Annotated in this window: 22 protein-coding genes; 6 read left to right on the forward strand and 16 right to left on the reverse strand. The window is 66.8% G+C overall.

The window, feature by feature from the left end; all coding sequences use genetic code 11:
- Window positions 1-124 precede the first annotated feature (124 nt).
- Window positions 125-1,429 (reverse strand): type II toxin-antitoxin system HipA family toxin, encoded by a 1,305-nt coding sequence (locus C9J49_RS14850; protein ID WP_046078661.1) that lies wholly within the window; start codon window positions 1,427-1,429, stop codon window positions 125-127.
- A gap of 3 nt (window positions 1,430-1,432) precedes the next feature.
- Window positions 1,433-1,693 carry a helix-turn-helix domain-containing protein gene (locus tag C9J49_RS14855; RefSeq protein WP_046078662.1) on the reverse strand — a complete coding sequence of 87 codons (261 nt, stop codon included), beginning with the start codon at window positions 1,691-1,693 and terminating at the stop codon, window positions 1,433-1,435.
- A 157-nt stretch (window positions 1,694-1,850) separates the two neighbouring features.
- Between C9J49_RS14855 and smrA the strand changes: the two genes are divergently transcribed.
- On the forward strand, window positions 1,851-2,441 hold the full coding sequence (gene smrA, locus C9J49_RS14860; protein ID WP_035593255.1) for a DNA endonuclease SmrA: 591 nt from the start codon (window positions 1,851-1,853) through the stop codon (window positions 2,439-2,441).
- Window positions 2,442-2,514: 73 nt separating this feature from the next.
- Here the strand turns inward: smrA and C9J49_RS14865 are convergent, their stop codons facing one another.
- The 4 genes from C9J49_RS14865 to metH all read right to left on the reverse strand — a co-directional run bounded on the left by C9J49_RS14865 (window position 2,515) and on the right by metH (window position 9,979).
- Complete coding sequence (locus C9J49_RS14865; RefSeq protein ID WP_107181891.1) at window positions 2,515-3,033, reverse strand: DUF934 domain-containing protein; 519 nt, start codon at window positions 3,031-3,033, stop codon at window positions 2,515-2,517.
- The gene (locus C9J49_RS14870; RefSeq protein WP_107181892.1) at window positions 3,026-4,678 is read right to left on the reverse strand and encodes a nitrite/sulfite reductase; all 1,653 of its coding nucleotides are present in this window, start codon (window positions 4,676-4,678) and stop codon (window positions 3,026-3,028) included. The genes C9J49_RS14865 and C9J49_RS14870 overlap by 8 nt, the downstream gene beginning before the upstream one ends.
- A gap of 140 nt (window positions 4,679-4,818) precedes the next feature.
- Window positions 4,819-6,147: an MATE family efflux transporter gene (locus C9J49_RS14875; RefSeq protein WP_107181893.1), complete on the reverse strand. Its 1,329-nt coding sequence runs from the start codon at window positions 6,145-6,147 to the stop codon at window positions 4,819-4,821.
- Between the two features lie 130 nt (window positions 6,148-6,277).
- Window positions 6,278-9,979, reverse strand: coding sequence for a methionine synthase (metH, locus tag C9J49_RS14880; RefSeq protein WP_107181894.1), 3,702 nt, complete (start codon window positions 9,977-9,979; stop codon window positions 6,278-6,280).
- A 304-nt stretch (window positions 9,980-10,283) separates the two neighbouring features.
- Between metH and nfuA the strand changes: the two genes are divergently transcribed.
- On the forward strand, window positions 10,284-10,874 hold the full coding sequence (gene nfuA, locus C9J49_RS14885; RefSeq protein ID WP_107181895.1) for a Fe-S biogenesis protein NfuA: 591 nt from the start codon (window positions 10,284-10,286) through the stop codon (window positions 10,872-10,874).
- Between the two features lie 53 nt (window positions 10,875-10,927).
- On the opposite strand, the gene C9J49_RS14890 is transcribed toward nfuA, so the two are convergent.
- On the reverse strand, window positions 10,928-11,983 hold the full coding sequence (locus C9J49_RS14890; RefSeq protein ID WP_107181896.1) for a DNA-binding protein: 1,056 nt from the start codon (window positions 11,981-11,983) through the stop codon (window positions 10,928-10,930).
- Window positions 11,984-12,354: 371 nt separating this feature from the next.
- Between C9J49_RS14890 and C9J49_RS14895 the strand changes: the two genes are divergently transcribed.
- Together C9J49_RS14895 and C9J49_RS14900 are read left to right on the forward strand one after the other, a co-directional pair.
- Window positions 12,355-13,515, forward strand: coding sequence for a tyrosine-type recombinase/integrase (locus C9J49_RS14895; RefSeq protein ID WP_375700494.1), 1,161 nt, complete (start codon window positions 12,355-12,357; stop codon window positions 13,513-13,515).
- 28 nt (window positions 13,516-13,543) lie between these two features.
- Window positions 13,544-13,963, forward strand: coding sequence for a SufE family protein (locus tag C9J49_RS14900; RefSeq protein WP_107181897.1), 420 nt, complete (start codon window positions 13,544-13,546; stop codon window positions 13,961-13,963).
- A gap of 92 nt (window positions 13,964-14,055) precedes the next feature.
- Here C9J49_RS14900 and yidD read toward each other — a convergent pair whose 3' ends face one another.
- From yidD to C9J49_RS14935, 7 genes are all read right to left on the reverse strand, one after another.
- Window positions 14,056-14,412, reverse strand: a complete 357-nt coding sequence (gene yidD / locus C9J49_RS14905) for a membrane protein insertion efficiency factor YidD (RefSeq protein WP_107181898.1) — start codon at window positions 14,410-14,412, stop codon at window positions 14,056-14,058.
- Window positions 14,413-14,416: 4 nt separating this feature from the next.
- On the reverse strand, window positions 14,417-14,857 hold the full coding sequence (gene hisI, locus C9J49_RS14910; protein ID WP_046078673.1) for a phosphoribosyl-AMP cyclohydrolase: 441 nt from the start codon (window positions 14,855-14,857) through the stop codon (window positions 14,417-14,419).
- 12 nt (window positions 14,858-14,869) lie between these two features.
- Window positions 14,870-15,322: a Fur family transcriptional regulator gene (locus C9J49_RS14915; RefSeq protein WP_046078674.1), complete on the reverse strand. Its 453-nt coding sequence runs from the start codon at window positions 15,320-15,322 to the stop codon at window positions 14,870-14,872.
- Between the two features lie 89 nt (window positions 15,323-15,411).
- Window positions 15,412-16,401 (reverse strand): alpha-L-glutamate ligase-like protein, encoded by a 990-nt coding sequence (locus C9J49_RS14920; RefSeq protein ID WP_046078675.1) that lies wholly within the window; start codon window positions 16,399-16,401, stop codon window positions 15,412-15,414.
- A 4-nt stretch (window positions 16,402-16,405) separates the two neighbouring features.
- Window positions 16,406-17,917 (reverse strand): inactive transglutaminase family protein, encoded by a 1,512-nt coding sequence (locus C9J49_RS14925; RefSeq protein WP_107181899.1) that lies wholly within the window; start codon window positions 17,915-17,917, stop codon window positions 16,406-16,408.
- A 41-nt stretch (window positions 17,918-17,958) separates the two neighbouring features.
- Window positions 17,959-18,795, reverse strand: coding sequence for an ATP-dependent zinc protease (locus C9J49_RS14930; RefSeq protein WP_035593215.1), 837 nt, complete (start codon window positions 18,793-18,795; stop codon window positions 17,959-17,961).
- Window positions 18,796-19,178: 383 nt separating this feature from the next.
- A complete protein-coding gene (locus C9J49_RS14935) occupies window positions 19,179-21,503 on the reverse strand; it encodes an FdhF/YdeP family oxidoreductase (protein ID WP_107181900.1) in 2,325 nt (774 codons plus the stop codon).
- A gap of 201 nt (window positions 21,504-21,704) precedes the next feature.
- On the opposite strand from C9J49_RS14935, the gene C9J49_RS14940 reads away from it, so the two are divergent.
- Together C9J49_RS14940 and C9J49_RS14945 are read left to right on the forward strand one after the other, a co-directional pair.
- Window positions 21,705-22,613 (forward strand): LysR family transcriptional regulator, encoded by a 909-nt coding sequence (locus C9J49_RS14940; RefSeq protein WP_046078685.1) that lies wholly within the window; start codon window positions 21,705-21,707, stop codon window positions 22,611-22,613.
- 81 nt (window positions 22,614-22,694) lie between these two features.
- Entirely contained in the window at window positions 22,695-23,246 is a 552-nt protein-coding gene (locus C9J49_RS14945) for a DUF3833 domain-containing protein (protein ID WP_046078686.1), read from the forward strand.
- Window positions 23,247-23,361: 115 nt separating this feature from the next.
- Here C9J49_RS14945 and C9J49_RS14950 read toward each other — a convergent pair whose 3' ends face one another.
- On the reverse strand, window positions 23,362-23,754 hold the full coding sequence (locus C9J49_RS14950) for an ectoine synthase (RefSeq protein WP_035593206.1): 393 nt from the start codon (window positions 23,752-23,754) through the stop codon (window positions 23,362-23,364).
- 116 nt (window positions 23,755-23,870) lie between these two features.
- Window positions 23,871-25,139 carry a diaminobutyrate--2-oxoglutarate transaminase gene (gene ectB, locus C9J49_RS14955; RefSeq protein ID WP_046078687.1) on the reverse strand — a complete coding sequence of 423 codons (1,269 nt, stop codon included), beginning with the start codon at window positions 25,137-25,139 and terminating at the stop codon, window positions 23,871-23,873.
- Window positions 25,140-25,203: the final 64 nt, after the last annotated feature.

The following is a 25,203-nucleotide window of genomic DNA, read 5'->3' on the forward strand; positions in this document are numbered from 1 at the left end:
GTGGCGAGCAGCGGCAGACCGATCAGCAGGCGCGGGGAGGGCATGGGGAGACTCCGGGGCGGCAGAACGGGGGCCATGCTGCCATAGCCGCCACCGGCGCAACAGCACGGCGGGGCGTCGCGGCTCAGGCCAGGAAGTCCGCCAGTCTCGATGCCTGCTGGAGGACGCCTTCGAGGATGGGGTCGCTGGTCGCCGCCGGGAAGTCGGCGGGCAGGTCGGCGGCGAGGTCACCGACGATCCGCTCGGCGGAGCCGGCGATCTCCTCCATCAGCGCGGTGACGCGTTCGGGCGAATAATCGACCTGCTCGGCGGTGGCGATGAAGTGCCGGGGCGCCATCCGCGACCAGCGGTAGTGGCGATTCTTGCCCTTCAGGGCCATGGCCATCTTGGCGCGCTCGGCGGCCATGCTGCCCTGGCGCATGAGCGGGTAGGCCGAGATGACGTCATACATCGGCGTCATTCGATAGGCGCTTCCCGGCTCGAGGAACAGGCTGAAGTTCTTGGCATGCCCGTCGATGGCGGCCAGCAGCCAGAACAGGATCTGGGCCTTGAAGAAGCGCTCCCGGTCCACGCCGGCCTGCTGGGAGCCGCGCAGCAGGCGCATGGCCTGGGCGATTCCCGGGCCGCCGTCGCTCTCGTACTTGAGCGCCGGGGCAATTCCCAGCGCCTGGCAGAAGTCTTCCTGGGGCAGGCGCATGAGCCAGGACCCGTCCCGCGACCAGCGGCGGTCGAAGCGTTCGACTACCAGCACCTCCTGGTCGCCGAAGCGGGCGAGCGCGGTCTTCGCCGCCGGCAGGCCGAAGGCCTCCAGCAGGCGCAGGCACAGCCACTCGTTGGCGTTGCTCTGGCGCAGATCGATGTTGCTGTGTTCGAGAAAGCCGATCGGCAGCTTGAAGATGTGACTGGTGGGTGTGCTGCCGGTGGGGCGCTGCCAGCGGCCCTGATGCCAGAGTAGCGCCGTCTTTTCCTGGGCGCCGGCCAGCGAGATGCGAAAATCCTGGCCCTCGGCCATGCCCAGCGGAGCGTCCTGATAGCCGGACAGCAGCGCCTCGATGGCGTGATCATCGAGCGGCTCGGCGGTGACGCCGTGGACGTCGCCACTCGGGGCATCCTCGGGGGTGAGCTGGATGGCGCCGACGCAGTCTCGGCCGATGCTCGCCAGCAGGTCGAAGGGGTGGCGCGTCGGCACTCGGAAGCGGGCCTGCATGCGGGCGCGGATCGCCTCCGAGTCCGGCAGCAGGTTGTCGAAGAAGTTGTAGACTCGCTCGCCGCGGTACGCCGCCGTGGAGAGCGGCAGCGAGAGCGAGACGGCCCGGGCGCCGGGGCGCTCGATCCATTCACGACGGTACTGGAAGGCCATGGCGCCGGAGCGCGCCAGGCTCAGGGTGCCGACCTCGATGCCGTTCATCGCGACGGTGAGATTCGCCATGGCCTACCACTCCTGGTCCCAGCACGCCTCGGGGCTTGCCGATTCCTCGGTGCTGTCGCGTTCGGTGACGTGAAGCTCCAGCTCGAGGGCCGACAGCAGCTTGAACAGCGTCTCGAGCCGGCTGCGCTCCGGGTGGTGCTCGAAGCCGGAGACGGTCGCCTGCTTGATGCCGATCTGCTCGGCGGTGGCCTGCTGCGTCAGCTGGCGGCGCTTGCGCGCGTTCTTCAGCGAGTGCGCGAGCATCTCGGGTGAGGTGATCTTCATGGTATCCCCTGTAGAGGATAAAAAGACGTTTATCCGCTATAGAGGATATTAGCACAATATCCTCTATAGCGGATATTACGGCGTCATCTCGACATGCGATGGCACTGAGCCATTTGCTAGGATGAGCGTTCTACTCAAGCTGGCCAGGAGGTGTGCCATGACGGACCTTCACGACGATGCCGATTTCCAGGCCCTGATGGGCGATGTGAAACCCCTGTCGCGCGGCCAGGGCCGGGCGCATACCGGCCAGACCCGCCGCGTGCCCACCGAGGCGCAGCTCGCCAAGCGCGAAAGCGCGGCCGGTGACGGCGCGGGTCGCGATATCCTCTCCGACGACTTCGTCGATCTGGTGCCGCCCTTCGATCCGCTGGACTTTCGCCGCGACGGCATCCAGCGCGGCGTGGCGGAGCGCCTGCGCCAGGGCGGCTATCCGATGCAGGCCAGCCTGCACCTGCTGCGCCGCCCGGTGGAGGAGGCCCGACAGGCGCTGCCGGCCTTCCTGCGCGAGGCCGTGGAGCACGACCTGCGCTCGGTGATGATCGTCCACGGACGAGGCCGCGAGATCGACAGCCCCGCCAACGTGCTGCGCTCCTACCTGGCCAAGTGGCTGCCGGCCTTCGACGAGGTCCAGGCCTTTGCCTCGGCGAGCCAGGCCGACGGCGGCCTGGGCGCCACCTGGGTGATGCTGCGCAAGAGCGAACGGGCGAGGGCGGCCAACCGGGAGCGTCAGCAGAAGCGCCGGGGTTGATGCCGGAGGCGCGACTCAGAAACGACGAAGCCGGCCCTAGGGCCGGCTTCGTGCGTTCTGGCGAGGCGATCCGTCAGGCGACTTCGCCCTTGTGGGCCTCGCGCAGGCGACGGCGGAACAGCGGTTCCGGGTCGTCGGTACCGGGCTGGTAGCTGCGGCTGAAGGTGCTCAGGGCGTTGAGGGCATCCTCGACGATCTGATCCTCGCGCAGCAAGAAGGCGTCGAAACCGCAGCGCGACATGTAGAACAGCTGGTCGATCAGCACGTCGCCGATGGCGCGGATCTGGCCCTGGTAGCCGTGCCGCTCGCGCAGCAGCCGGGCAATGCTGTAACCGCGGCCGTCGGTGAACTTCGGGAAGTCGATGGCCACCAGCGGCGCGGCGTCGAGCTCACGCGCCAGCGCGTCGGTCATCTCGGTGTCGCTGGGCAGCCAGGGGGCGACGTCGTCGCCCTTGCTGGAGGCCTGCCAGTCGGCCAGCGGCAGCAGGGCCGGCTGGCCCTTGGGGCGCTGGGTGGCGTCCTCGCAGAGGACCCACTCATCGGTCACGACGCGGCGGTCGGCGATCAGGGGGCGAGAGGTCTGCTCAGGCATAGACACGCTCCTTGAAGGGTTTGAGGCCGATGCGGCGATAGGTGTCGAGGAAGGTCTCGTCGGGGGTGCGCTCGCCGACATAGACCTGCAGCAGCTTGTCGATCACGCCCGGCACGTCCTCGCGGTAGAAGGAGGGGCCGAGGATCTTGCCGAGCGAGGACTCGTTGCCCTGGCTGCCGCCCAGCGAGATCTGATAGTACTCCTCGCCCTTCTTGTCGACGCCGAGGATGCCGATGTGGCCGACGTGGTGGTGGCCGCAGGCGTTCATGCAGCCGGAAATGTTGAGCTCCAGCGGGCCGAGGTCGTAGAGGAAATCCAGGTCCTCGAAGCGCTCCTGAATGGACTGAGCCACCGGGATCGACTTGGCGTTGGCCAGACTGCAGTAGTCGCCGCCGGGGCAGCAGATCAGATCGGCCAGGGTGCCCACGGTGGGGTTGGCCAGGCCGAGCTCGTCGAGGCGCTGCCAGAGTTCTTCGATGCGGTCCACGGCCACGTCGGTGAGCACCAGGTTCTGCTCGTGGGTCACGCGCAGTTCGCCGTAGCTGAATTCGTCGGCCAGGTCGGCGATGGCGGCCATCTGCTCGGAGGTGACGTCGCCCGGCGAATGCTCGCGGCGCTTCAGCGACAGGGTCACGGCCTTGTAGCCGGGGACCTTGTGGTCGGTGACGTTGTTGGTCACGAAGCGACCGAAGGCGCGGTTGTCGGCGCGCAGGGTCTCGTAGGCCTCGATCGCCTCGGTGCCGATCTCGCGACGTTCGGGATCGACGAAGTGATCGGCCACGGCCGCCACGGCCTCGTCGGTGAGGGTCTGGGGGCCGTCCTTGAGGTGCGCCCACTCTTCCTCGACGCGGCGACGGAATTCGTCGATGCCGAGTGCCTTGACCAAGATCTTGATGCGCGCCTTGAACTTGTTGTCGCGGCGGCCAAACTGGTTGTAGACCCGCAGGATCGCCTCGAGGTAGGTCAGCAGGTGCTGCCAGGGCAGGTCCTCGCAGACCGTGTTACCGATCATCGGGGTACGGCCCAGACCGCCACCGGCCAGCACCTTGACCCGCACCTCGCCGGCGTCGTCGCGCCAGAAGCGCAGGCCCACGTCATGGACCTGGATCGCCGCGCGATCCTCTTCGGCGCCGGTCACCGCGATCTTGAACTTGCGTGGCAGGTAGGCGAACTCGGGGTGGAAGGTCGACCACTGACGGATCAGTTCGCACCACGGGCGCGGGTCGACCTGCTCGTCGGCAGCGATGCCGGAGAACTGATCGGTGGAGGTGTTGCGGATATCGTTGCCGCTGGTCTGGATGGCGTGCATCTGCACGCTGGCCAGGTCGGCGAGGATGTCCGGCACGTCCTCCATCTTGGGCCAGTTCAGCTGCAGGTTGGTGCGCGTGGTGAAGTGGCCGTAGCCGCGGTCGTAGCGTGCGGCGATCTCGCCCAGCTTGCGCAGCTGGTAGGCGGCCAGCATGCCGTAGGGAATGGCGATACGCAGCATGGGCGCATAGCGCTGCACATAGAGGCCGTTCTGCACGCGCAGCGGCAGGAATTCCTCGTCGCTGATCTTGCCCTCGAGGTAGCGACGCATCTGGTCGCGGAACTGGGCGACGCGTTCGTCGACCAGGGTCTGATCATGGGTGTCGTAGCGATACATTCAGCGCTTACCTGAAACGGGGAAGTGGCGAAGCTTGGCGACTACCTTAACGGGTCGCAATTATTCTATAAAAGAATAAATCTTCATAGTTTATATTCGAAACGGAATGAGTACTGGGCCTGTTCATCGGCACTTTTCGCTCATACCGCCAACCGCTGCCAACCCCGGTGCTGCCAGATCAGCATGAAACCGAGGGAGTTGAGGCAGCGATAGCCGAGCTGGATCCACCAGATACCGAGCAGCCCGGCCTCCTGATGCACGCCGACCCACCAGGCCAGCGGCAGGAATATCATCCATTGTAGCGTCAGGGTGAGGGTCATCACCGTACGCTGGGCGCCGGCGCCGAGCAGCGCCTGGGCGAAGACCAGGGCCGCGGCGTCGAGCACGATCATCGCCGCCGTGAGCTGCAGCGGCAAGCGGCCCAGCGCGATCAGCGCCTGGTCGTGCAGGAACAGCCCCAGCACGGCGTCGGGCAGCACCACCATCGGCAGGGCGATCAGCGCCAGGCAGGGAAAGGCCAGGCGCACCACGTCCCAGCCCCAGCGGTGAGCGTCGCGATGGTCGTGGCGCCCCAGCGACTCGCCGACCAGGCTCATCGCCGCCATGCCCAGCCCCACGCCGGGCAGGATCAGCAACAGCGACAGGTTCACCAGCACGTGCCCGACCGCCACGCTGGCGGTGTCGATCCGTCCGAGTATCCAGAACAGCACCGCATAGCCGGCGGCGAACCATATCTGCTGGAAGGAGTGTGGCACGGTCAGGCGCAGCGTGGTGGTGAAGGTGCCGGCGCAGGGGCGGCGCGTCAAGAAGCCGCTCGAGCGCGCGTGACGCAGGCTATGCCATGCCCACAGGCCGAGGCCGGCGAACAGCGACAGGGTGGTCCCGGCACCGGCCCCGGCACTGCCCATGGCGGGCAGGCCGGCCAGGCCGAAGATCAGTCCCACGCTCGCCACCACGTTGATCAGGTGCATGGCCAGGATGATACGCAGATAGAGGCCGGTCTGCTGGATGCCGTTCCAATAGCCGCGAAAGCAGAAGATCATCGCCACCGGCACCAGCGACGCGACACGCCACTGGAAGTAGCCGGCCGCCTCGGCGTTCACAGCCGGGTCCTGATTGATCAGCGCCAGCAACGCCGGCGCCTGCCACAGGCACAGGAGGGTCAGCGGGCCGGCCACGGCCAGCGCGATCAGCAGGCCTGCGTTGAGCGACACGGCGCGGCGCGTCCAGTCCTGCTCGCCGTGGCGGCGCGATGCCTGGGCTTGTACCGCCGACGACAGCCCGAAGACCACGGCGGTGATCAGGAAGATGGCGTAGCCGCCGATGCCCACCGCGGCCAACGGCACCTCGCCGAGCGAGCCCACCAGGGCGGCATCGACGAGGTTGAGCAGGCTCTGGGTGAGCATGCCACCGATGATCGGCAGGGCGAGGCGCAGAATGGTCTGGCGTCTGGAGGTCTCAGGCAGCATGCCGGCCTCCATGGATCGACTGGACGAGGGGGAGAATGGTCTGACGACGAGAGGGTTCAGGCAGCATGCCGACTTCCAGGAATGACGAAACCGGGCCCGCTGAGCGGGCCCGGAGCGAGCGAGACGACCATCAGCTGGGGTCGTAGGAAAGCACCGGCGACAGCCAACGCTCCATCTCGGCTTGCGTCATGCCCTTGCGCTCGGCCAGCGCCTCGACCTGGTCGCGGGTGATCTTGCCGGTCGAGAAGTACTTCGACTGCGGGTGGGCGAAGTACCAGCCGGACACCGCGGCGGCGGGCCACATGGCGAAGCTGTCGGTGAGCTCGAGGCCGGCGTTGGCCTCGGCCTCGAGCAGCCGGAACAGGGTCGCCTTCTCGGTGTGGTCGGGGCAGGCCGGATAGCCCGGCGCCGGGCGGATGCCCTGGTACTTCTCGGCGATCAGCGCCTCGTTGTCGAGGGTCTCGTCGGCGGCGTAGCCCCAGAACTCCTTGCGCACCCGCTCGTGCATGCGCTCGGCGAAGGCCTCGGCGAGGCGGTCGGCCAGCGCCTGGACCATGATGGCGTTGTAGTCGTCGCCGGCGGCCTTGTAGCGGTTGGCGAGCTCCTCGACGCCGTGGCCGGTGGTGACGGCGAAGCCGCCGATCCAGTCCGGCTTGCCGGATGCCTTGGGCGCGATGAAGTCGGCCAGGCTGTAGCAGACGCCCTCGCGGTTCTTGGTGGTCTGCTGGCGGATATGGTGCAGCCGCTCGATGACCTCGCTGCGTGACTCGTCGGCGTAGACCTCGATGACGTCGTCATCGACGGCGTTGGCCGGCCACTGGCCGATCACGCCGCGGGCATGAACCAGCCCCTCGTCGATCAGCTTGCGAAGCATCGCCTGGGCGTCGGCGAACAGGCTGCGGGCCGCTTCGCCGACCACCTCGTCGTCGAGGATCTTCGGATACTTGCCGGCCAGCTCCCAGCTCATGAAGAACGGCGTCCAGTCGATGCGCTCGACCAGCTCGTTGAGGTCGTAGTCCTCGAACACCTTGAGGCCGGTGAAGCCGGGCGCCGGCGGTGTGTAGCCGTCCCAGTCGAGGACCGGCTTGCGCGCACGGGCCTCGGCGTAGCTGAGGTCGGCCGCCTTGGGGCGACGCTTGGCGTTGCGCTCGCGCACGACCTCGTACTCGGCGCGGATCTCGGCCACGTACTCCGGTTTCAGCGCCGGCGACAGCAGCTTGCCGGCCACGCCCACGGCCCGCGAGGCGTCGGTGACGTAGATCACGGGATGCTCGTAGCCCGGCTCGATCTTGACCGCGGTATGGGCCTTGGAGGTGGTGGCGCCACCGATCAGCAGCGGGAGCTCGAAGCCCTGGCGCTGCATCTCCTTGGCCACGTGGACCATCTCGTCCAGCGACGGGGTGATCAGCCCGGAGAGGCCGATGATGTCGGCGTTCTCTTCCCTGGCGGTCTGCAGGATCTTCTCCGCCGGCACCATCACGCCGAGGTCGATCACCTCGTAGTTGTTGCACTGCAGGACCACGCCGACGATGTTCTTGCCGATGTCGTGGACGTCGCCCTTGACCGTGGCCATGACGATCTTGCCCTTGGTTTGAGTATCCTCGCTCTTTTCCGCCTCGATGTAAGGCAGCAGGTAGGCCACCGCCTGCTTCATGACCCGCGCCGACTTGACCACCTGGGGCAGGAACATCTTGCCGGCACCGAACAGGTCGCCGACCACATTCATGCCGTCCATCAGCGGTCCTTCGATCACCTCGATGGGGCGCGCGGCCCGCTGGCGGGCGAGCTCGGTATCCTCCTCGATATAGGCGGTGATGCCCTTGACCAGGGCGTGCTCGATGCGCTTCTCGACCTCCTCGTTGCGCCACTCGAGGTCTTCCTTCTTGGCGCCGCCGGAACCGTCGCCCTTGTATTCGTCGGCGATCTCCAGCAGGCGCTCGGTGCTGTCGCTGCGGTGATTGAGCACCACGTCCTCGACCGCCTCGCGCAGCGCCTCGGGCAGGTCGTCGTAGACCGCCAGCTGGCCGGCGTTGACGATGCCCATGGTCAGCCCGGCGCGGATGGCATGGTAGAGGAACACCGAGTGGATCGCCTCGCGCACCGGGTTGTTGCCGCGGAACGAGAACGACACGTTCGACACCCCGCCGGAGACCATCGCGTGGGGCAGGTGCTCGCGGATCCAGCGGGTGGCCTCGATGAAGTCGACGGCGTAGTTGTCGTGCTCCTCGATGCCGGTGGCGATGGCGAAGATGTTGGGGTCGAAGATGATGTCTTCGGCAGGGAAGCCGATCTCGTCGACCAGCAGGCGATAGGCGCGCTGGCAGATCTCGGTCTTGCGCGCGAAGGTGTCGGCCTGGCCTTCCTCGTCGAAGGCCATCACCACGATGGCGGCGCCGTAGCGCATGCAGCGGGTGGCCTGCTCGCGGAAGATGTCCTCGCCTTCCTTCAGCGAGATCGAGTTGACCACCGCCTTGCCCTGAATGCACTTGAGGCCGGCCTCGACGATCTCCCACTTGGAGGAGTCGACCATGATCGGCACCCGGGCGATGTCGGGCTCGCCGGCGATCAGGTTGAGGAATCGCACCATGGCTTCCTGGGACTCCAGCATGCCCTCGTCCATGTTGACGTCGATGACCTGGGCCCCGTTCTCGACCTGCTCCAGGGCCACCTCCAGGGCGGTGGTGTAGTCCTCTTCCTTGATCAGGCGCTTGAAGCGCGCCGAGCCGGTGACGTTGGTGCGCTCGCCGACGTTCACGAACAGCGAGTCGTGGGCGATGTTGAACGGCTCGAGGCCGGACAGCCGGCAGGCCAGCGCGCGCTCGGGCACTTCACGGGGCGCGGTGTCCCGGATCGCCCGATGGATGGCGGCGATGTGCTCGGGGGTGGAGCCGCAGCAGCCGCCGATGATGTTGACCAGGCCGCTGGCGGCGAAGTCGGCGACGATGGCGGCCATCTCCTCCGGCGTCTGGTCGTACTCGCCGAACTCGTTGGGCAGCCCGGCGTTGGGGTGCGCCGAGACGAAGGTGTCGGCCTTGTCGGAGAGCTCCTGCAGGTAGGGGCGCAGCTCCTCGGCGCCCAGCGCGCAGTTCAGGCCCACGGAGATCGGCTTGGCGTGACGCACCGAATTCCAGAACGCCTCGGTGGTCTGGCCCGACAGGGTGCGGCCGGAAGCGTCGGTGATGGTGCCGGAGATCATCACCGGCAGCCGCTCGCCGCGATCCTCGAACAGCTCTTCCAGGGCGTAGATGGCGGCCTTGGCGTTGAGAGTGTCGAAGATGGTCTCGATCAGAATCAGGTCGCTGCCGCCCTCGATCAGCGCCTCGGCGGCCTCGCGATAGTTGTCCCGCAGCTCGTCGAAGGTGACGTTGCGCTTGGCCGGGTCATTGACGTCCGGCGACAGCGAGGCGGTGCGCGAGGTCGGGCCCAGCACGCCGGCCACGTAGCGTGGCACGCCGGTTTCCTCGGCCACGGCGTCGCAGACCGCACGGGCCAGGCGGGCCGACTCGCGGTTGAGCTCGGCGACCAGGTCTTCCATGCCGTAGTCTGCTTGGGACAGGCGGGTGCTGTTGAAGGTGTTGGTCTCGACGATGTCGGCGCCGGCTTCCAGATAGTCGCGGTGGATGCGCGTTACCAGGTCCGGGCAGGTCAGTGCCAGCAGGTCGTTGTTGCCCTTTAGATCGGTGGGCCAGTCGGCGAAGCGCTCCCCGCGGAACTCTTCCTCCGACAGCGCGGCATTCTGCAGCATGGTGCCCATGCCGCCGTCGAGCATCAGGATGCGGTGGCGAAGACTGTCGGTCAGCGAAGCGGTCAGGGGAGTCGGAACGGCGGCCATGGGTCGAGTCTATCTCCAGCGATAAGGGCATCGGGGCGCGACAGCGGCGCATATTTATGAGGTGTAGCGCTCGTCACGGATCGGCGCGAGGCCGGACAAACGCCGCATCTTAGCAAAAGCCGACGTCCCGCGGCAGGGTCGCGACGAGAGCGTCCTTCATGTCGTGCGTGACCGGTTTTCATGCAGCCGCTTGGGGTATAACCCAGTGCGGCGGTCGGGATTGTCAGGGTTCGGGCAGTCGCTTACCATAGTGGCAGACCCTCATCCCGGCCCGACCGTGCCGGGCTCGACCAGCGAGAGAGCAATGAGCGACAGCATTCAGATCACCGACAGCGCCCAGGATTACCTTGCCGAACTGCTGGCCAAGCAGAACGTCGAGGGTATCGCCGTGCGCATCTTCATCACTCAGCCGGGCACGCCCTATGCCGAGACCTGCCTGGCGTACTGCCGCCCCGGTGAGGAAGAGCCGACGGACGAGCGTCTGGAACTCGACAAGATCGTCGTCTACCTCGACAAGAACAGCATCGCCTTCCTCGAGGAAGCGGTGGTCGACTTCAACGCCGACCGCATGGGCGGCCAGCTGACCATCAAGGCGCCCAACGCCAAGATGCCCAAGGTCAACGAAGACAGCCCGCTGGCGGATCGCGTCAACTACGTGCTCTACAGCGAGATCAACCCGGGGCTCGCGGCCCACGGCGGCGAGATCAAGCTGGTCGAGCTGACCGACGAGCAGGTGGCCGTGCTGGCCTTCGGCGGCGGCTGCCAGGGCTGCGCCGCGGTCGACCTGACCCTCAAGGAAGGCGTCGAGAAGACCCTGATGGAGCGCATTCCCGGGCTGGCCGGCATCCGCGACGTGACCGACCACTCGGACACCACCAACGCCTACTATCAATAGGGCCAGGTCAGTGGCGATGGCCGGCGCCGACGACGCGCCGACCAAGTCGTGACCTAGTCCTGGCTGTCCTGGTTCTCGGGCCCCGCATCGTCGGGGCCCGAGGCGTTTTCGGCCGCGGCCTCGAGCCGGGCCTGGCTCTCCTGCATCTTCTCCAGCGATGACCACAGTCGCGCCTCGAGCTGCTGCTCAAGAGTCTCCACGCGGGCCTGGCGGCTGGCGAGGGCGGCCTGGGCGTCCTCCAGTCGGGCGCCCAGGCGGGTGCGTTCCTCGTCGAGGCCGGACCGGGCGGTTTCGGCATCGCGCCGCGCCTGCTCCTCGCCGCGACGCTTCTTCTCTTCCTCCTTGAGGGCATCCTGCAGCGCCTGCTGCTCCGCCTTGGCGCCCTCCAGGCGCTTCTCCAGCCGCTCGTGTCGCGTGGCATGGGCCTTCTCGGCGGCCTGGCGTTCCTGACGGGCCTCGTCGAGCAGCCCCATCAGCCTCGCCTCGGCAGCCTCGTGGCGCTGCTCCTCCTGGGTGAGCCGCGCCTGGTGCGCGGCTTCCAGCTCTTCCTGCGCCTGACGGTGAGCTTGGGCCTGACGTTCGAGCTCGTCCTGCAGTTCGTCCAGGCGTGTCTCAAGCCGGCCGCGGACCTCGCGCTGACGGGTGGTCTCGGCCTGCAGGGTGTCGTGCTCTGCCTGCAGGCGGCTGAGCTCGGCGGTCCGCTCGTTGAGGCGCTCCTCACTGTGAGTCAGGTGGGACGACAGGGCGTTCTCGCGCTGTTCGGCGTCCTCGGCGCGGCGCTCGGCGGCGGCCACGGCCTGCTGCGCATCGGCGACCTTGTCGTCGGCCTCGCGGCGGTAGTGGGCCAGGGCCTCGTTGGCGGCGTCCTGGGCCTGCTGCCACAGCGACTCGGCGAGCTCCTGGAGCGGTGCCGGCATGCCGCGGGGCGGCGGCACGTCGCGGTTCTCCTCGCGACGCTTTCGCCATTCGCGCAGATGCTCGCTGATGGTGGTGAAGCTGCCGGTGCCGAGCGTCTCGCGAATCCGCTGCACGCTGGGCGCCTGCCCGGCGGCCATCAGCTCGTCGATCGCTCGCTGCACGTCTTCAAAGCGTACGCCGCTGCGCGCCATGCCGTTCTCCTCGTCTCGTGAGCCCGCCCGTCGGGACTTTCAGATCGCACTATACCCGTCCCGGGTGTCGGGATAAAGATAATTACATTAAACGTAATACGTAATTTACATTATCAAAAGAAGCAAATAATCAAGATTACGCGGCTTATCTTGATTATTCTGGTCGTAACGCCGATACTGCGGTCTGGTGGGGCAGACGATTGAATTCAAAGGGCGAAATGCGGATGAAAGCTGGCGGGAAGGGTGGTCAGGCGCCTGGCTAGGTCGCCCGCTGCGACACAATAGCCACGAGGGAGGTGTAAACGGCCGTGGAAAGGGATAGCGAGAAGCCGGGCGCGTTGATCGCCCGGGCGGCGGCGCTGAACGAGGCGATGGGCGATGTAGTGAGTCGGGACGAGCCGTCGACGACATCGACGCTGGCTCCGGCCGCCGGACACGCCCATATCGCCGCGACCAGCGATGCCGAGGCGGTGGCCCAGTGGCTCGGCGAGTATCGCGCCAGCCCCAACACTCAGCGGGCCTATCGGCGCGAAGCGGAGCGGCTGCTGCTGTGGCTGGCCGAACAGGAGCTCGCGCTTTCCGAGGTGCGCCGCGATCATCTGGACGCCTTCGAGGCCTTCCTGGCCGATCCACAGCCCCGCGAGCGCTGGGCCGGGCCGACCCGGCCGCGCCACGACCCGCGCTGGCGGCCGTTTCGCGGCCCGCTGTCGCCGGCCAGCCGCCGGCAGTGCCTGGTGATCCTGCAGGGGCTGTTCGCCTGGCTGGTGGAGGCGGGTTGGGTCGGGCACAACCCGTTCCGGCTGATGCGCGACAAGCGCCGCCGGCTGGACAATCGCCAGGGCAGGGTGGAGCGCTACCTGGAGAAGCCGCTGTGGGACTGGCTATGGCGGTGGCTGAACGAGGCGCCGGGCGAGGACGCCACGTCGCGGGCACGCTTCGAGCATGAGCGCCGCCGCTTCGCCTTCGGCTTCGCCTACCTGCTGGCCCCGCGGATCGGCGAGATGGCAGCGGCCCGCATGCACGACGTCCACCGCCGCGAAGGCCGCTGGTGGTGGCACACGGTGGGGAAGGGTGGCAAGGCGGCGAGCATCCCGGTGCCGCCGGACATGATGCGCCTGCTCGGGGAATGGCGAACGGCGCTCGGTCTGGCGCCCGAGCCGGGGCCGGACGAGGTCATGCCGCTACTCAGGGGGCTCGACGGCCGGCGCGGGCTCGGCGAGAACCGGCTCTATCGGCTGATGCGCGAGACCTTCGCCCGGGCGGCGGATACCCTGGCGGCGCGACAGGGCGCCGAGAGCACCCGCGAGGTGACGCTATTGCGTCGCGCTACCCCGCACTGGCTGCGCCATACCGCGCTGACTCACCAGGCTCAGGCCGGCGTCGAACTGCGCTATCTCGCCGAGACGGCGCGCCACTCGCGGCTTGACACCACCGCCCGTTACCTGCACGCCGAGGACGCCGAATGGCATCGTCAGCAGTCGCGTCACGGGCTGTCGCCGGGGGCGGACGACGACGGGGGCCAGCCGTTATAATGGCGTTAACCGTTTCAAGGAGTGTTGCATGACCACGACCGCCGAACAGGCCCAGCAGGAACTCTTAGACGAGTTCGAAATGTTCGACAACTGGATGGACCGCTACCAGTACATCATCGACATGGGCAAGCAGCTGCCGGCCTTCCCCGAGGAGTGGAAGCGCGACGAGCTCAAGATCCAGGGCTGCCAGTCCAACGTCTGGATGCACCACGAGCGCGACGGCGAGCGGCTGCGCTTCCAGGCGATCTCCGACGCCGCCATCGTCTCCGGGCTGATCGCCGTGCTGATGCGCATCTACGATGATCGCCGTCCGGAGGACATTCGCGACACCAGCCCGCACTTCCTCAAGGACCTGGGCCTCGACAAGCATCTCTCGCCGACGCGCAGCAACGGCCTGAATGCCATGCTCGAGCGCATCTATCGCGTCGCCGAGCAGGAAGCCGCCTGAGTCCAGGCCCACGAGCCGGCGATACGAGACCGCCCGCGATGGAGACATCGCGGGCGGTCTGCGTTCAGGCATGGATACGCCTCGTGCTGCGGCTACCGCGCGGCCTTGTCGTTTGGCGATGCCTCTTCGCTACCGCGACAGCGGAAATGCTCGTCGAGCTCGGGGTCTTCCCGGCACAGCCGTTCGCTGGGGCCGCCGGGCACCGGGTCGATGCCGCCCTCGGCGCCGGGATGGCAGCGCAGGAGGCGGCGCAGGCCCAGCCAGCCGCCCTGGAGCGGGCCGTGGACCTTCAGCGCTTCGGCCGTGTAGTGGGAGCAGCTTGGCCAGTAGCGACAGCGCGGCCCGAGCAGCGGGCTCAGGATCAGCTGGTAGGCCCTGACCAGGCCCAGCAGGGGGCAGGTCAGGAGGCATCCGGCGAGGCGCCGGACTCGGCGGAGCGGGGCGGTCATGGCCTCAGCGCTTGCCGTAGAGGGCCTCGGGCTCGATCAGCGGCGCCGAGGTGATGCGCGCATCCTCGCCCTCGAGGGAGACGTAGAAGCAGCTGCGACGGCCGCTGTGACAGGCCGGCCCGGTCTGGTCGACCTGCATCAGCAGGGTGTCGCCGTCGCAGTCGAGGGCGGCGCTGCGCAGATGCTGCTGCTGGCCGGAGGATTCGCCCTTGCGCCACAGCTTGCTCTTGGAGCGCGACCAGTAGCAGACGCGACCGGTGGCCAGCGTCTCTTCCAGCGCTTCGCGGTTCATCCACGCCATCATCAGCACCTCGCCGCTGTCGTGCTGCTGGGCGATGGCGGGAATCAGGCCGTCATCATTGAAGCGGATGGCGTCGAGGATCTCGCCGAGCGGATAACGGCTGTCGAGGGAGGCGCCTTCCAGGCGCTTGAAGGTGTCGGTCATGGGGCGTCCGGCTCAGGAGGTGGCAATGGCCGACCGGCAGGCCTCGCACCGGCCGAGCAGCTCGATGGTCTGACGCTGCACGACGAAACCGAGCTCTCGGGCACGTTGGCCGAGGCGCTCGTTGATGTCATCGAGGTGCAGCTCCTCGACCCGCCCGCAGTCGCGACAGATCAGCAGCTGGAAGCCATGGGCGTGTTCCGGGCAGGGGCAGGCCACGTAGGCGTTGAGCGATTCGATGCGATGCACCAGCCCCTGGTCGATCAGAAACTCCAGGGCGCGATACACGGTGGGCGGGCGCGCCGAGGCGTGCTCGGTGGCGAGGCGATCGAGCAGCTCGTAAGCCTTCAGGCCGCCTCGGGTGTCGGCGATGATCTGCAACACCCGCTGGCGGATCGGGGTGAAGCGCACGCCGCGCTGGCGGCACTGTCGCTCGGCCTGTTGTATCAGGGCGCTGGTATCGGTCATGCGAGCCATGCGGTCGAGGATTGAGGGGGCCATTCTACGCGCCCGGCATGGCCCGAGCCAGCCGTGGTGGGTGAGAAGGGCGCGTCGCTTCAGGCCTCGGCCGCCTCGCGAGCTTCCTGCGCCACTCGCTCGAGCTCGCTGCCGCGGGCGAAATGGTGCTGGGCGAAGGCCACTCGAGCTTCCGGCGAGACACCTTCCGGCTGGCGTTCGATGAGGTCGAGCCGCTTGCGCAGTCCCTCCCCATTGGCCATCTGGATCGCCAGACCCGGCCGGGCGTTGAGTTCCAGCAGCATCGGCCCGTGCTGGCGATCGATTACCATGTCGGTGCCGAGATAGCCCAGCGAGGTCATCTCGTAGCAGCCGGCCGCCAGCTCGAGCAGTGTCTTCCAGTCGGGAATGCGCAGGCTGGCCAGCTCGTGTCCGGTATCCGGGTGGTCGTGGCGGGCGCGATCGAACTGCACGCCGCGAATCGCCGTGCCGCTGGCGATGTCGATGCCCACGCCCACCGCGCCCTGGTGCAGGTTCGCCTTGCCGTCGGAGGCGGCGGTCGAGAGGCGCATCATGGCCATTACCGGATAGCCCTGGAAGACGATCACGCGGATGTCCGGCACGCCTTCGTAGCTGTACTCGGCAAAGGAGGCATCGAAGTCGATCAGCGCCTCGATCACCGCCACGTCCGGCGACCCGCCCAGGGAGTAGAGCCCGGAGAGGATGTTGGAGACGTGGCGCTCGACGTCCTCGAGGCTGAGATGAGCGCCGCTGGGCTTGACGAAGTGCGCCCCGTCACGCTTCTCGATCACCAGGATGCCCTTGCCGCCGCTGCCCTTGGCCGGCTTGATCACGAAGCCGCCGTGGGTGGCCAGCATCTCGTGGATGCGCTTGACGCCAAACTGCGTCGACACCGTACCGATCAGCGCCGGAGTGGTGATGCCGTACTGCTGGGCGAGCAGCTTGGTCTGGAGCTTGTCATCGACCAGCGGATACAGCCGGCGGTCGTTGTAGCGCCCGATGTAGCGGATGTTGCGCTGGTTCATGCCGATGATGCCCTTGGCGCGCAGCTTGCCCGGAGAGGTCCACATGGGCTCAGTCCTCCGTGACGGGCTTGAAGCGACGCAGCTCCAGCAGCCGGTAGCCGGTGTAGTTGCCGAGCATCAGGATCAGCGCCATCAGGATCAGCTGCACACCGAGGAAGTTGAAGGTGATATGGCGAATCCAGGGATTGTTCATCGCCAGGTAGGCCAGCACCGCGGTGAGCATGCTGCCGCCGCCCTGGATCAGTACCTCCTTGGGACCTTCCTCTTCCCACAGGATGGACATGCGCTCGATGGTCCACGACAGGATGATCATCGGGAAGAAGGTGATCTGCAGGCCAGCGTTGAGGCCCATGCGGAAGGACACCACCGAGAACAGCGAGATGATGGCGATGACCGTGATGATCACCGCCGTGACCCTGGCCACCAGCAGCAGGTTCAGGTACGACAGGTAGTTGCGGATCACCAGACCCACGGCCACGACCAGCAGGAAGCCCGCGAGCCCGGTCACCAGCGAGGTCTGGATGAAGGCCAGCGCGATCAGTACCGGCATGAAGGTGCCGGATGTCTTGATGCCCACCAGTACCCGCAGCAGCACCACCACCAGTGCGCCGATGGGAATCAGCAGGATGGTCTGGAACAGCGCCTGTTCCTCGAGCGGCAGGCTGTGGATCGAGAAGTTGAGCAGGGTGTCGGCATCCTTGGCCAGCTGGCTGCGCACAGCGGCAGCGGCGGGCTGGTTGCGCGAGATCATCGAGAAGCTGATCCGCGAGTTGGTGCCGCCCTGGACCTCCAGCACCGATTGGCCGGCATTTTCCCACAGCAGCAGGTTGTCCGGGCGTCCACGCTCGCCGTTGGCCGGGTCGAACAGCGCGCTCTCGTCACCGTCGTAGACCTGGATCCAGGTGGTCAGCGTCTGACGGCGACGGCCGTTCTCCAGCTGCAGGCCGCTGACGTTGCGGGCCTGGACGTCGGCCTGGTGGAGCAGCCGAAGCAGCAGCGGTGCGCGGTCGAACTGGGTCAGCAGCAGGCGGACGTTTTCATCGCGACGCTCGTCGCTGAACTCGCTGATCAGCTGCTGGGTGAAGGTGAAGGCATCGGCGCTGCGCGACCAGGCATCGTCGATGACTTCCTGGGCTGCGGTGTCATAGGGAGGCTCCCAGACCACATTGGCCGCCGACCGCGGAGGCGGCACCTCGGCGGGCTTGGCGTTCTCGGCGACGAGCACCTGGGCGCTGTAGTAGAGCTGCTGGTTGCCACGGGCCTCGCGCACCGACCACAGGGCGCGGCGGGCGCCGTCTTCCTCGAGATAGTTGAGGCCGTAGCCGGGAGAAGCAGTGTGCTCGGTAAGCACCCGGAAGCCGGGCTGGGTCGAGGGCAGGGCCATCTCGACCTTGGCGGGGCCGCCATCGGCCTGGAAGTTGACCTGGGCCTCGATCTCCCAGACCTTGCGCTGTTCGCCCGGCGTCCAGGGGACCTCGAACTGGACGTGGCGATGAACGCTCATGGCGATACCGGTGACCAGCAGCAGGGCGACGATCAGATAGAAGGGCAGTCGGGACATGTCGGCTTCCTTGGGCGCGGGACGCTCGGCCTATGCAGAAATCAGGGGCTCGGTGCCGCGTCGGGTGTCTCGGTCGTGTCGTCGGCTTCCGTTGCCGACGATGAAGCGTACTCGGGGCGTGCATAGATATGGCGGCGCGCCACGTCCACGATGGTGATGTCCATCAGGAAGCGCCGCCCCAGCAGCACCGGATAGTCGAGGTGGGTGCGATCATTGAGAGTGAATTCCACGCTCTCGCGCAGCGGGCCCAGCGTCACCAGCTGACGAATCACGGGGCGCGAGGCTTCGCCATTGGCCTGGACGATCTTGACCCGGCGCTCCACAGGGGCCTCGATCCACTGGTCGCGCATGCTCTCGACCACGGTGTCCTCGTCGTTGAGCCCCAGCTTGAAGCGGACCCAGTCCTCACCGTCGCGCTCGAACGGCGTGATCTCGGTGGCCGACAGCGACGAGGTCTGGGCGCCGGAATCGATGCGGGCTTCCAGATAGGTGCCGACTTGCGGCAGGCCGATCCATTCGCTGCGACCCACCAGCGTCTTGTTGTCGAGACGCTCGTCGGCCACCGGGCAGTCGCGTGACGCCGGCTCATGGCGGCTCTCGTCGCGTATTGACTCGAGTTCGCCGCGCACGTTTCGGAGCAGGTAGCCGACCTCGCGAACATCGGCCCGCAGGCCGAGCTGTTCCTCGCGATGCGTCGCCAGGGCCTGGAGGTTGGCATCACAGCGTGCGGTCAGCTCGGTTTCGAGTCGATCCATGCGATTCGCGAAGGCCTGTTGCGAGACCGGCTGGGGCGACGCTTCGTGCTGGGGCACCAGACCGCAACCACCGAGCGATAACAAGGCGGCGAGAGGTGCAATCAGCAGGGGGCGAATCGGCATGTCGACGACATCCTTGGCTCAGGCGAGTGGAGAGGCTAACGCCTCGCGAACTGACGGGATGATAAGGAGCAGGGAGCAGGCTGTCCATGTCGCGGCGGGGAGGAAGACGGTGGCAATGCGGGGTTACAGGAGAGCCTCTCCATCATTGCCATTGCCTCGATTTAACATAATATATATTATGCGAAATGTGTGTCGTGGCGGCTTGATGCCCTTGTGTCGTTATCGCGACACCCCGGCAGCCTGTCATGATGCCAAGTGTCGTCCAGCCTTCACGCTTCCGCCATGGGAACGCGCGTCGCGGTGCCGGAGAATGTCATGATCGACACGCCGGCACCCGGAACCCCTGCCGGGATTCCGGGCGCACGGCCCTGCGGTTGATGATGTCAGGCCGTCTCGGCGTCCAGCCGCTGGCTGGGTGCAGCGTGCTCGAGCCGGATCGCGATGAACTTCGAGGTCGGCGTGAAGGTCTGCTCGCCGTAGCTGTCGAGCGGCACCAGCGGGTTGGTTTCCGGATAGTAGGCAGCGGCCTGCCCGTCCGGCATGTCATAGGCCACCAGCTGAAAATCGCTGACCCGACGCTCGCGGCCGTCGTCCCACAGCGACACCAGGTCCACCCGGTCACCGGGTGCGAAGCCAAGTCGCCGGATCTCCGTCTCGCTGGCGAACACCACCTCGCGTAGCCCGAAGACGCCGCGGTAGCGATCGTCCAGTCCGTAGAGCGTGGTGTTGTACTGATCATGTGAGCGCAGCGTCTGCAGGATCAGGTCCGGCGTCTCGCCGCGGGCCAGCACCCCGGCGTTGACCAGCGCCTCGGGCAGCGCGTGGGACCGGAACCGGGCCTTGCCGCTGTCCGTGTGCCACACGCGCTCCGCGGCGGGATTGCCCAGATGGAAACCGCCGGGCTGGTCCAGCCGTGCATGGAAGTCCTCGAAGCCGGGAATGGTGTCCGCGATCAGCTCGCGGATGCGGCCATAGTCGGCGATCAGCGACACCCAGTCCACGGGATGATCGCCCAGTGTCGCCCGGGCGATGCCCGCGATGATCGCGGGCTCCGAGCGCAAATGTGCAGATCGCGGTGTCAGCTGGCCGTGGGAAATGTGCACCATGCTGAAGGTATCCTCGACGGTGACGCCCTGGGGGCCCTCGGCCTGCATGTCGATCTCGGTGCGGCCGAGGCACGGCAGGATCAGGGCCTCCCGGCCGGTCACCAGGTGCGAGCGGTTCAGCTTGGTGGCGATGTGCACGGTCAGCTCGCAGTGTCGCAGTGCGGCGTGGGTGCGCTCGGTATCCGGCGTGGCCTGGGCGAAATTGCCGCCCAGGCCGAGAAAGACCTTCGACCGCCCTTCTTCCATCGCCTGTATCGCCTGCACCGTGTTGTGGCCGTGGTCGCGCGGCACCTCGAACCGGAAACGCTCCTTCAGGGCATCGAGCAGCGCCGCCGGCGGCTTCTCGTCGATGCCCATGGTGCGATCGCCCTGCACGTTGCTGTGGCCGCGCACCGGCGACAGCCCCGCTCCCGGCTTGCCGACATTGCCGCGCAGCAGCTGAAGATTGACGATTTCCTGCACCGTGGCCACTGAATGGCGGTGCTGGGTGATGCCCATTGCCCAGCACATCACCACCCGTTTGGCGCGGCGATACATCCGGGCGGCCCGCTCGATGTCGTCCAGCGAGAGCCCCGATTGCGCGCGGATATGCGCCCAGGGCGTGGCGTCGACGGCGGCCAGGTAGTCGTTCAGGCCGTCGGTGTGTTCCTCGAGGAAGGCGTAATCGAACACCGGCGGCTCTCCGGCCGCCAGCGCTTCGCGCTCCCAGCCCAGCAGATACTTCGCGATGCCGCGCATCAGTGCCATGTCGCCACCGAGGGCCGGCCGGAAATAGGCGGTGCTGGTGGGTTCGGCGCCGTTGCCGAGCATTTCCAGCGGTTTCTGGGGATGCTGGAAACGCTCGAGGCCACGCTCCTTGAGCGGATTGATGCAGATGACCTGGGCGCCGCGCTGCACCGCTTCGCGCAGCGGCTCCAGCATGCGCGGATGATTGGTGCCGGGATTCTGGCCGATGACGAAGATCGCATCGGCGTGCTCGAGATCGTCGAACACCACCGTGCCCTTGCCGACGCCGAGGCTGTCGGTCATGCCGATGCCGCTGGCTTCGTGGCACATGTTCGAGCAGTCGGGAAAGTTGTTGGTGCCGAAGGCGCGGACGAACAGCTGATAGAGATAGGCGGCCTCGTTGCTGGCCCGTCCGGAGGTGTAGAACTCGGCCTGATGCGGCGACTCGAGGCGATTGAGATGCTGGGCGATCAGCGCGAACGCTTCCTCCCAAGGGATCTCGACGTAGCGATCGCTGTCGGCGTCATAGCGCATGGGATGCGACAAGCGTCCCTGGTATTCCAGCCAGTAGTCGCTCTGCCTGAGCAGGTCAGAGACGCGGTGTTCGGCGAAGAAGGCCGGGCCGACGGTGCGTCCGGTGGACTCCCAGTTGACCGCCTTGGCGCCGTTCTCGCAGAACTTCACCAAACCGTTCTCGGGCGCCTCGCCCCAGGCGCAGCCCGGGCAATCGAAGCCGTGATCCTGGTTGGTCTTGAGCATGGCACGGATGTTCTTGACCGCATTGTCGCTGCCCAGCCAGCTCCTGGTCACGCTTTTCAATGCGCCCCAGCCACCCGCCGCCCCCGAATACTCCCTGATAGGATCGTCCTGGCTCATCGTCTCTTCTTTCCCAACTAATGAGCTACCTAACATATTCCTCTTGTCGCGCCGCATCCAATCGAAACTCGTGAAGAATTCATCTGGTTTGTCTATCGATTGCGTCCTACAAGGTCGGATTGTATAGATGGGTTCAATGAAATGACGCGACGACCCGATGGTGTCGCGCCCTTCCGCCCGCGATGACCGACAGGATCCGACATGGACATCAAGCAGCTGAAGTTTCTCCTCGCCCTGGCCGAGACGCATCATTTCGGCAAGGCCGCCGAGCGTTGCCACGTGACGCAGCCGACGCTGTCCATGCGCCTGCGCGCCCTGGAGGAGGAACTGGATCTGGTGCTGGTCAACCGCGGCCATCGGTTCGAGGGGCTCACCGAGGCCGGCGAGCGTATCCTGGCCTGGGCCCGTTCCCTGCTATCGGCCCACGACGGGTTGCAGTCGGAGGCGGCCAACTGCCGAGGTCAGCTGGTGGGCACGTTGCGCCTGGGCATGGTACCGCTGGCGGCCATCGACCCCATGCAGCTCATCCAGCCGCTGAATCGCGCCTTTCCGGAGCTGCGCTTCGCCCTGCAGTCGCAGAGCTCGGAGCGCATCATCGACGACCTCAATCGCAACCAGCTGGATATCGGGCTGTGCTATCTCGAGCCGCTGGACGCGACCGATTTCGACGTCATTCGCCTCGGTGCCACCGACATGGGGTTGCTGCACGATACCCGCTACTTCACCTTCGAGGAGACGACGACGCTCGACTGGTCACGTCTCGACGGTCTGCCCCTGGGACTGCTGACCAAGGGGATGCACTATCGTCACTCCATCGGCGTCAGTTTCCGCCGCCACGGCCTGGATCCGTCCCCGGTGCTGGAGAGCGACTCCACCTTCCAGCTCGTACAGGCCGTCGGCGCCGGACTCTGCTGCGCGATCATGCCCTTGAACAGCGGCATCGAGGCGCTCAGCGAGCACCTGCGCATGATCCCCATCGCCGAGGCCAGCACCCAGGCGCCGATGGGGCTGCTGATGCGTCGCACCGAGCCCCGCTCCGCCCTCGCCGAGCAGTGCTTCGCCGAGATTCGCACGCTGTTTCCGGAATCTGATGATATGCCGACAGCCTGATGCCAGATCTGACCGGCTCGGATGGCACCCACGCCACCGCTCCGCTATATTATTGTACAAAGTCGATCCAAGGACTCTGCAATGTATAGAAAACTGTTGGGCCGGGGCCCGGTCGTCTGGCTGGCGATGGCGCTGATGCTCGTCGGCTGTGCCGGTGCCGATGTGGCGCGCTATGCGGGGACCACGCCGCGGCTCGATATCGCCGACTACTTCGAGGGGCAGACACGAGCCTGGGGCATGGTGCAGGACTACAGCGGCGAGGTGCAGCGCCGCTTCACCGTGGACATCGACGGCAGCGTCGAGGGCGATACCCTGACCCTGGATGAGCGTTTCGCCTATGCCGACGGCGAGACCGATCGCCGCGTCTGGACCTTCGAGCGTCGCGACGGTGGCCGCTGGGAGGGGCGCGCCAATGATGTCGAGGGCGTTGTGGTCGCCCGCCAGGTCGGCCATGTCTTTCATATGAGCTATCCGCTCGAGGTGACGGTCGACGGACGCGATCTCACCTTCCAGATGGACGACTGGATGTACCTGCAGCCCGACGGTCGGCTGATCAATCGTACGTCCATGAAGAAGTTCGGCTTCACGCTGGCGGAGATCACCATCGTCTTCGATCGCGACGCCCCGCGCTAGCCGATGTCGAGTGGCGTCCGCTCACCGGTACTCGCCTCGCCTCTTGCCGAAACGACACGGCCCCGACTCCTGGTGGAATCGGGGCCGTTGTCGTCATGGCCTGGGCGGCTGATGATCAGTCGTCGGCCGGGGCGTAGGAGCCATCCTCGCGGTGCACCTCGTTGCCGGTCAGGCCCGGGGTGAACACGCAGGCCAGGTGCATGGTCTTGGTGGCCCGCAGCAGGTGCTCGTCGTGCTGATCGAGGATATAGATGTCGCCCGGCTTGATCGGCCAGATCTTGCCGTCGGCCAGGGTCTCGACCTCGCCCTCGCCCTCGATGCAGTACACCGCCTCGAAGTGGTGCTTGTAGTGGATATGGGTCTCGGTGCCCTCGAAGATCCGGGTGATATGGAAGGAGCAGTTGCCGCCGTCATCGGCCAGCGACAGACGGGTGCTGTCCCAGTTGCCGTTCTCGGCGGTGACCAGGCGGTCGGTCTGGCGGGCTTCCTCGAGATTGCGAACGATCATTGGCGCTCTCCATGGGGTGTCTGGTGTGACGGGCGGTCGGGCCTGATCCCGTTCGATCGAGGCCGCCGCCGATGACCGCCCGCCTCGTCGTCAACGAGGCGGGCCAGGGGAATCGATCAGCTCAGGGCCTGGCGGGCGCTGGCCTCGAGAATGTCCAGGGCCTCGATCAGGTCCTCGTCGGGAATGGTCAGCGGGCACAGGCACTTGACCACTTCGCCGTCCTGGCCGCTGGTCTCGATGATCAGGCCGTTCTCGAAGGCCTGGCCGGTGATCTTGTCGGCGATCGCACCGCTGCCCACGTCGATGCCACGCATCAGGCCGCGGCCACGTTCGCTGGCCTCGATGCCGCGCTCGTCGGTGAGCCAGGCGGCGATCTTCTGGAAGCGCTCCTCGACGATGCGGCCCTTGCGCTGCACGTCACGCTCGAAGACGTCATCGCTCCAGTACTGGCGCAGCGTCGCGGCGGCGGTGGTGAAGGCCAGGTTGAAGCCGCGGAAGGTGCCGTTGTACTGGCCCGGCTTCCACTTGTCGAGCTCGGGGCGCATCAGCACGTGGGCGAACGGCAGGCCGAAGCCGGACAGCGACTTGGAGTTGGTGACGATGTCCGGCACCACGTCGGCATGTTCGAAGCTGAAGAACTTGCCGGTGCGACCGCAGCCGGCCTGGATGTCGTCGACGATCAGCAGGATGTCGTGGGCGCGGCAGATGCCTTCGAGACGCTTGAGCCAGTCGAGGCCGGCCACGTTGATGCCGCCCTCGCCCTGCACGGTCTCGACGATCACGCCGGCCGGCACGTCCAGGCCGCCGGACTTGTCGCCGAGCAGCTTCTCGAAATAGTCCAGGGTGTCGGTGGCTTCGCCCATGTAGCCGTCGTACGGCAGGAAGGATGCCCCCTGGGTCGGGACGCCGCCGGTGGCCTCGCGGAACTTGCGGTTACCGGTGGTGGCCAGCGCCCCCATGGTCACGCCGTGGAAGCCATTGGTGAAGGTCACGATGTTGTGACGGCCCTTGGCCACGCGGGCCAGACGGATGGCCGCCTCGACGGCGTTGGTGCCGGTCGGCCCCGGGAAGTGGACCTTGTAGTCCAGGCCCCGCGGTTTGAAGATCACTTCCTCGAGGGTCTCGAGGTAGTCGCGCTTGGCGGCGGTCCAGAAGTCCAGGCCGTGAACGATGCCGTCGCTGGCCAGGTAGTCGACCAGGGCCTGCTTGATCTTGGGGTTGTTGTGACCGTAGTTCAGGGTGCCGGCGCCGGCCAGGAAGTCGATGTACTCGCGGCCCGTCTCGTCGGTCAGGCGCGCGTTCTGCGCCTTGGTGAAGACGACCGGGAAGGAGCGTGAATAGGTCCGGACGTCGGATTCCATGCGTTCGAGGGTCTGGGTCTGCATTGCGACCTCCTGTCGGGGAACGGAAAAAGGATGAAGGAAACGATCGGGTGTCGCGGCGCCGGCG

It is taken from the genome of Halomonas sp. SL1 (genome assembly GCF_003030865.2).
GTDB lineage: Bacteria > Pseudomonadota > Gammaproteobacteria > Pseudomonadales > Halomonadaceae > Halomonas > Halomonas halophila.

Coding starts and splice junctions, on each gene's coding strand:
- C9J49_RS14850 (WP_046078661.1), bottom strand. CDS start 1,429: ATGGCGAATCTCACCGTCGCGATGAACGGCATCGAGGTCGGCACCCTG.
- C9J49_RS14855 (WP_046078662.1), bottom strand. CDS start 1,693: ATGAAGATCACCTCACCCGAGATGCTCGCGCACTCGCTGAAGAACGCG.
- smrA (WP_035593255.1), top strand. CDS start 1,851: ATGACGGACCTTCACGACGATGCCGATTTCCAGGCCCTGATGGGCGAT.
- C9J49_RS14865 (WP_107181891.1), bottom strand. CDS start 3,033: ATGCCTGAGCAGACCTCTCGCCCCCTGATCGCCGACCGCCGCGTCGTG.
- C9J49_RS14870 (WP_107181892.1), bottom strand. CDS start 4,678: ATGTATCGCTACGACACCCATGATCAGACCCTGGTCGACGAACGCGTC.
- C9J49_RS14875 (WP_107181893.1), bottom strand. CDS start 6,147: ATGCTGCCTGAGACCTCCAGACGCCAGACCATTCTGCGCCTCGCCCTG.
- metH (WP_107181894.1), bottom strand. CDS start 9,979: ATGGCCGCCGTTCCGACTCCCCTGACCGCTTCGCTGACCGACAGTCTT.
- nfuA (WP_107181895.1), top strand. CDS start 10,284: ATGAGCGACAGCATTCAGATCACCGACAGCGCCCAGGATTACCTTGCC.
- C9J49_RS14890 (WP_107181896.1), bottom strand. CDS start 11,983: ATGGCGCGCAGCGGCGTACGCTTTGAAGACGTGCAGCGAGCGATCGAC.
- C9J49_RS14895 (WP_375700494.1), top strand. CDS start 12,355: ATGGGCGATGTAGTGAGTCGGGACGAGCCGTCGACGACATCGACGCTG.
- C9J49_RS14900 (WP_107181897.1), top strand. CDS start 13,544: ATGACCACGACCGCCGAACAGGCCCAGCAGGAACTCTTAGACGAGTTC.
- yidD (WP_107181898.1), bottom strand. CDS start 14,412: ATGACCGCCCCGCTCCGCCGAGTCCGGCGCCTCGCCGGATGCCTCCTG.
- hisI (WP_046078673.1), bottom strand. CDS start 14,857: ATGACCGACACCTTCAAGCGCCTGGAAGGCGCCTCCCTCGACAGCCGT.
- C9J49_RS14915 (WP_046078674.1), bottom strand. CDS start 15,322: ATGACCGATACCAGCGCCCTGATACAACAGGCCGAGCGACAGTGCCGC.
- C9J49_RS14920 (WP_046078675.1), bottom strand. CDS start 16,401: ATGTGGACCTCTCCGGGCAAGCTGCGCGCCAAGGGCATCATCGGCATG.
- C9J49_RS14925 (WP_107181899.1), bottom strand. CDS start 17,917: ATGTCCCGACTGCCCTTCTATCTGATCGTCGCCCTGCTGCTGGTCACC.
- C9J49_RS14930 (WP_035593215.1), bottom strand. CDS start 18,795: ATGCCGATTCGCCCCCTGCTGATTGCACCTCTCGCCGCCTTGTTATCG.
- C9J49_RS14935 (WP_107181900.1), bottom strand. CDS start 21,503: ATGAGCCAGGACGATCCTATCAGGGAGTATTCGGGGGCGGCGGGTGGC.
- C9J49_RS14940 (WP_046078685.1), top strand. CDS start 21,705: ATGGACATCAAGCAGCTGAAGTTTCTCCTCGCCCTGGCCGAGACGCAT.
- C9J49_RS14945 (WP_046078686.1), top strand. CDS start 22,695: ATGTATAGAAAACTGTTGGGCCGGGGCCCGGTCGTCTGGCTGGCGATG.
- C9J49_RS14950 (WP_035593206.1), bottom strand. CDS start 23,754: ATGATCGTTCGCAATCTCGAGGAAGCCCGCCAGACCGACCGCCTGGTC.
- ectB (WP_046078687.1), bottom strand. CDS start 25,139: ATGCAGACCCAGACCCTCGAACGCATGGAATCCGACGTCCGGACCTAT.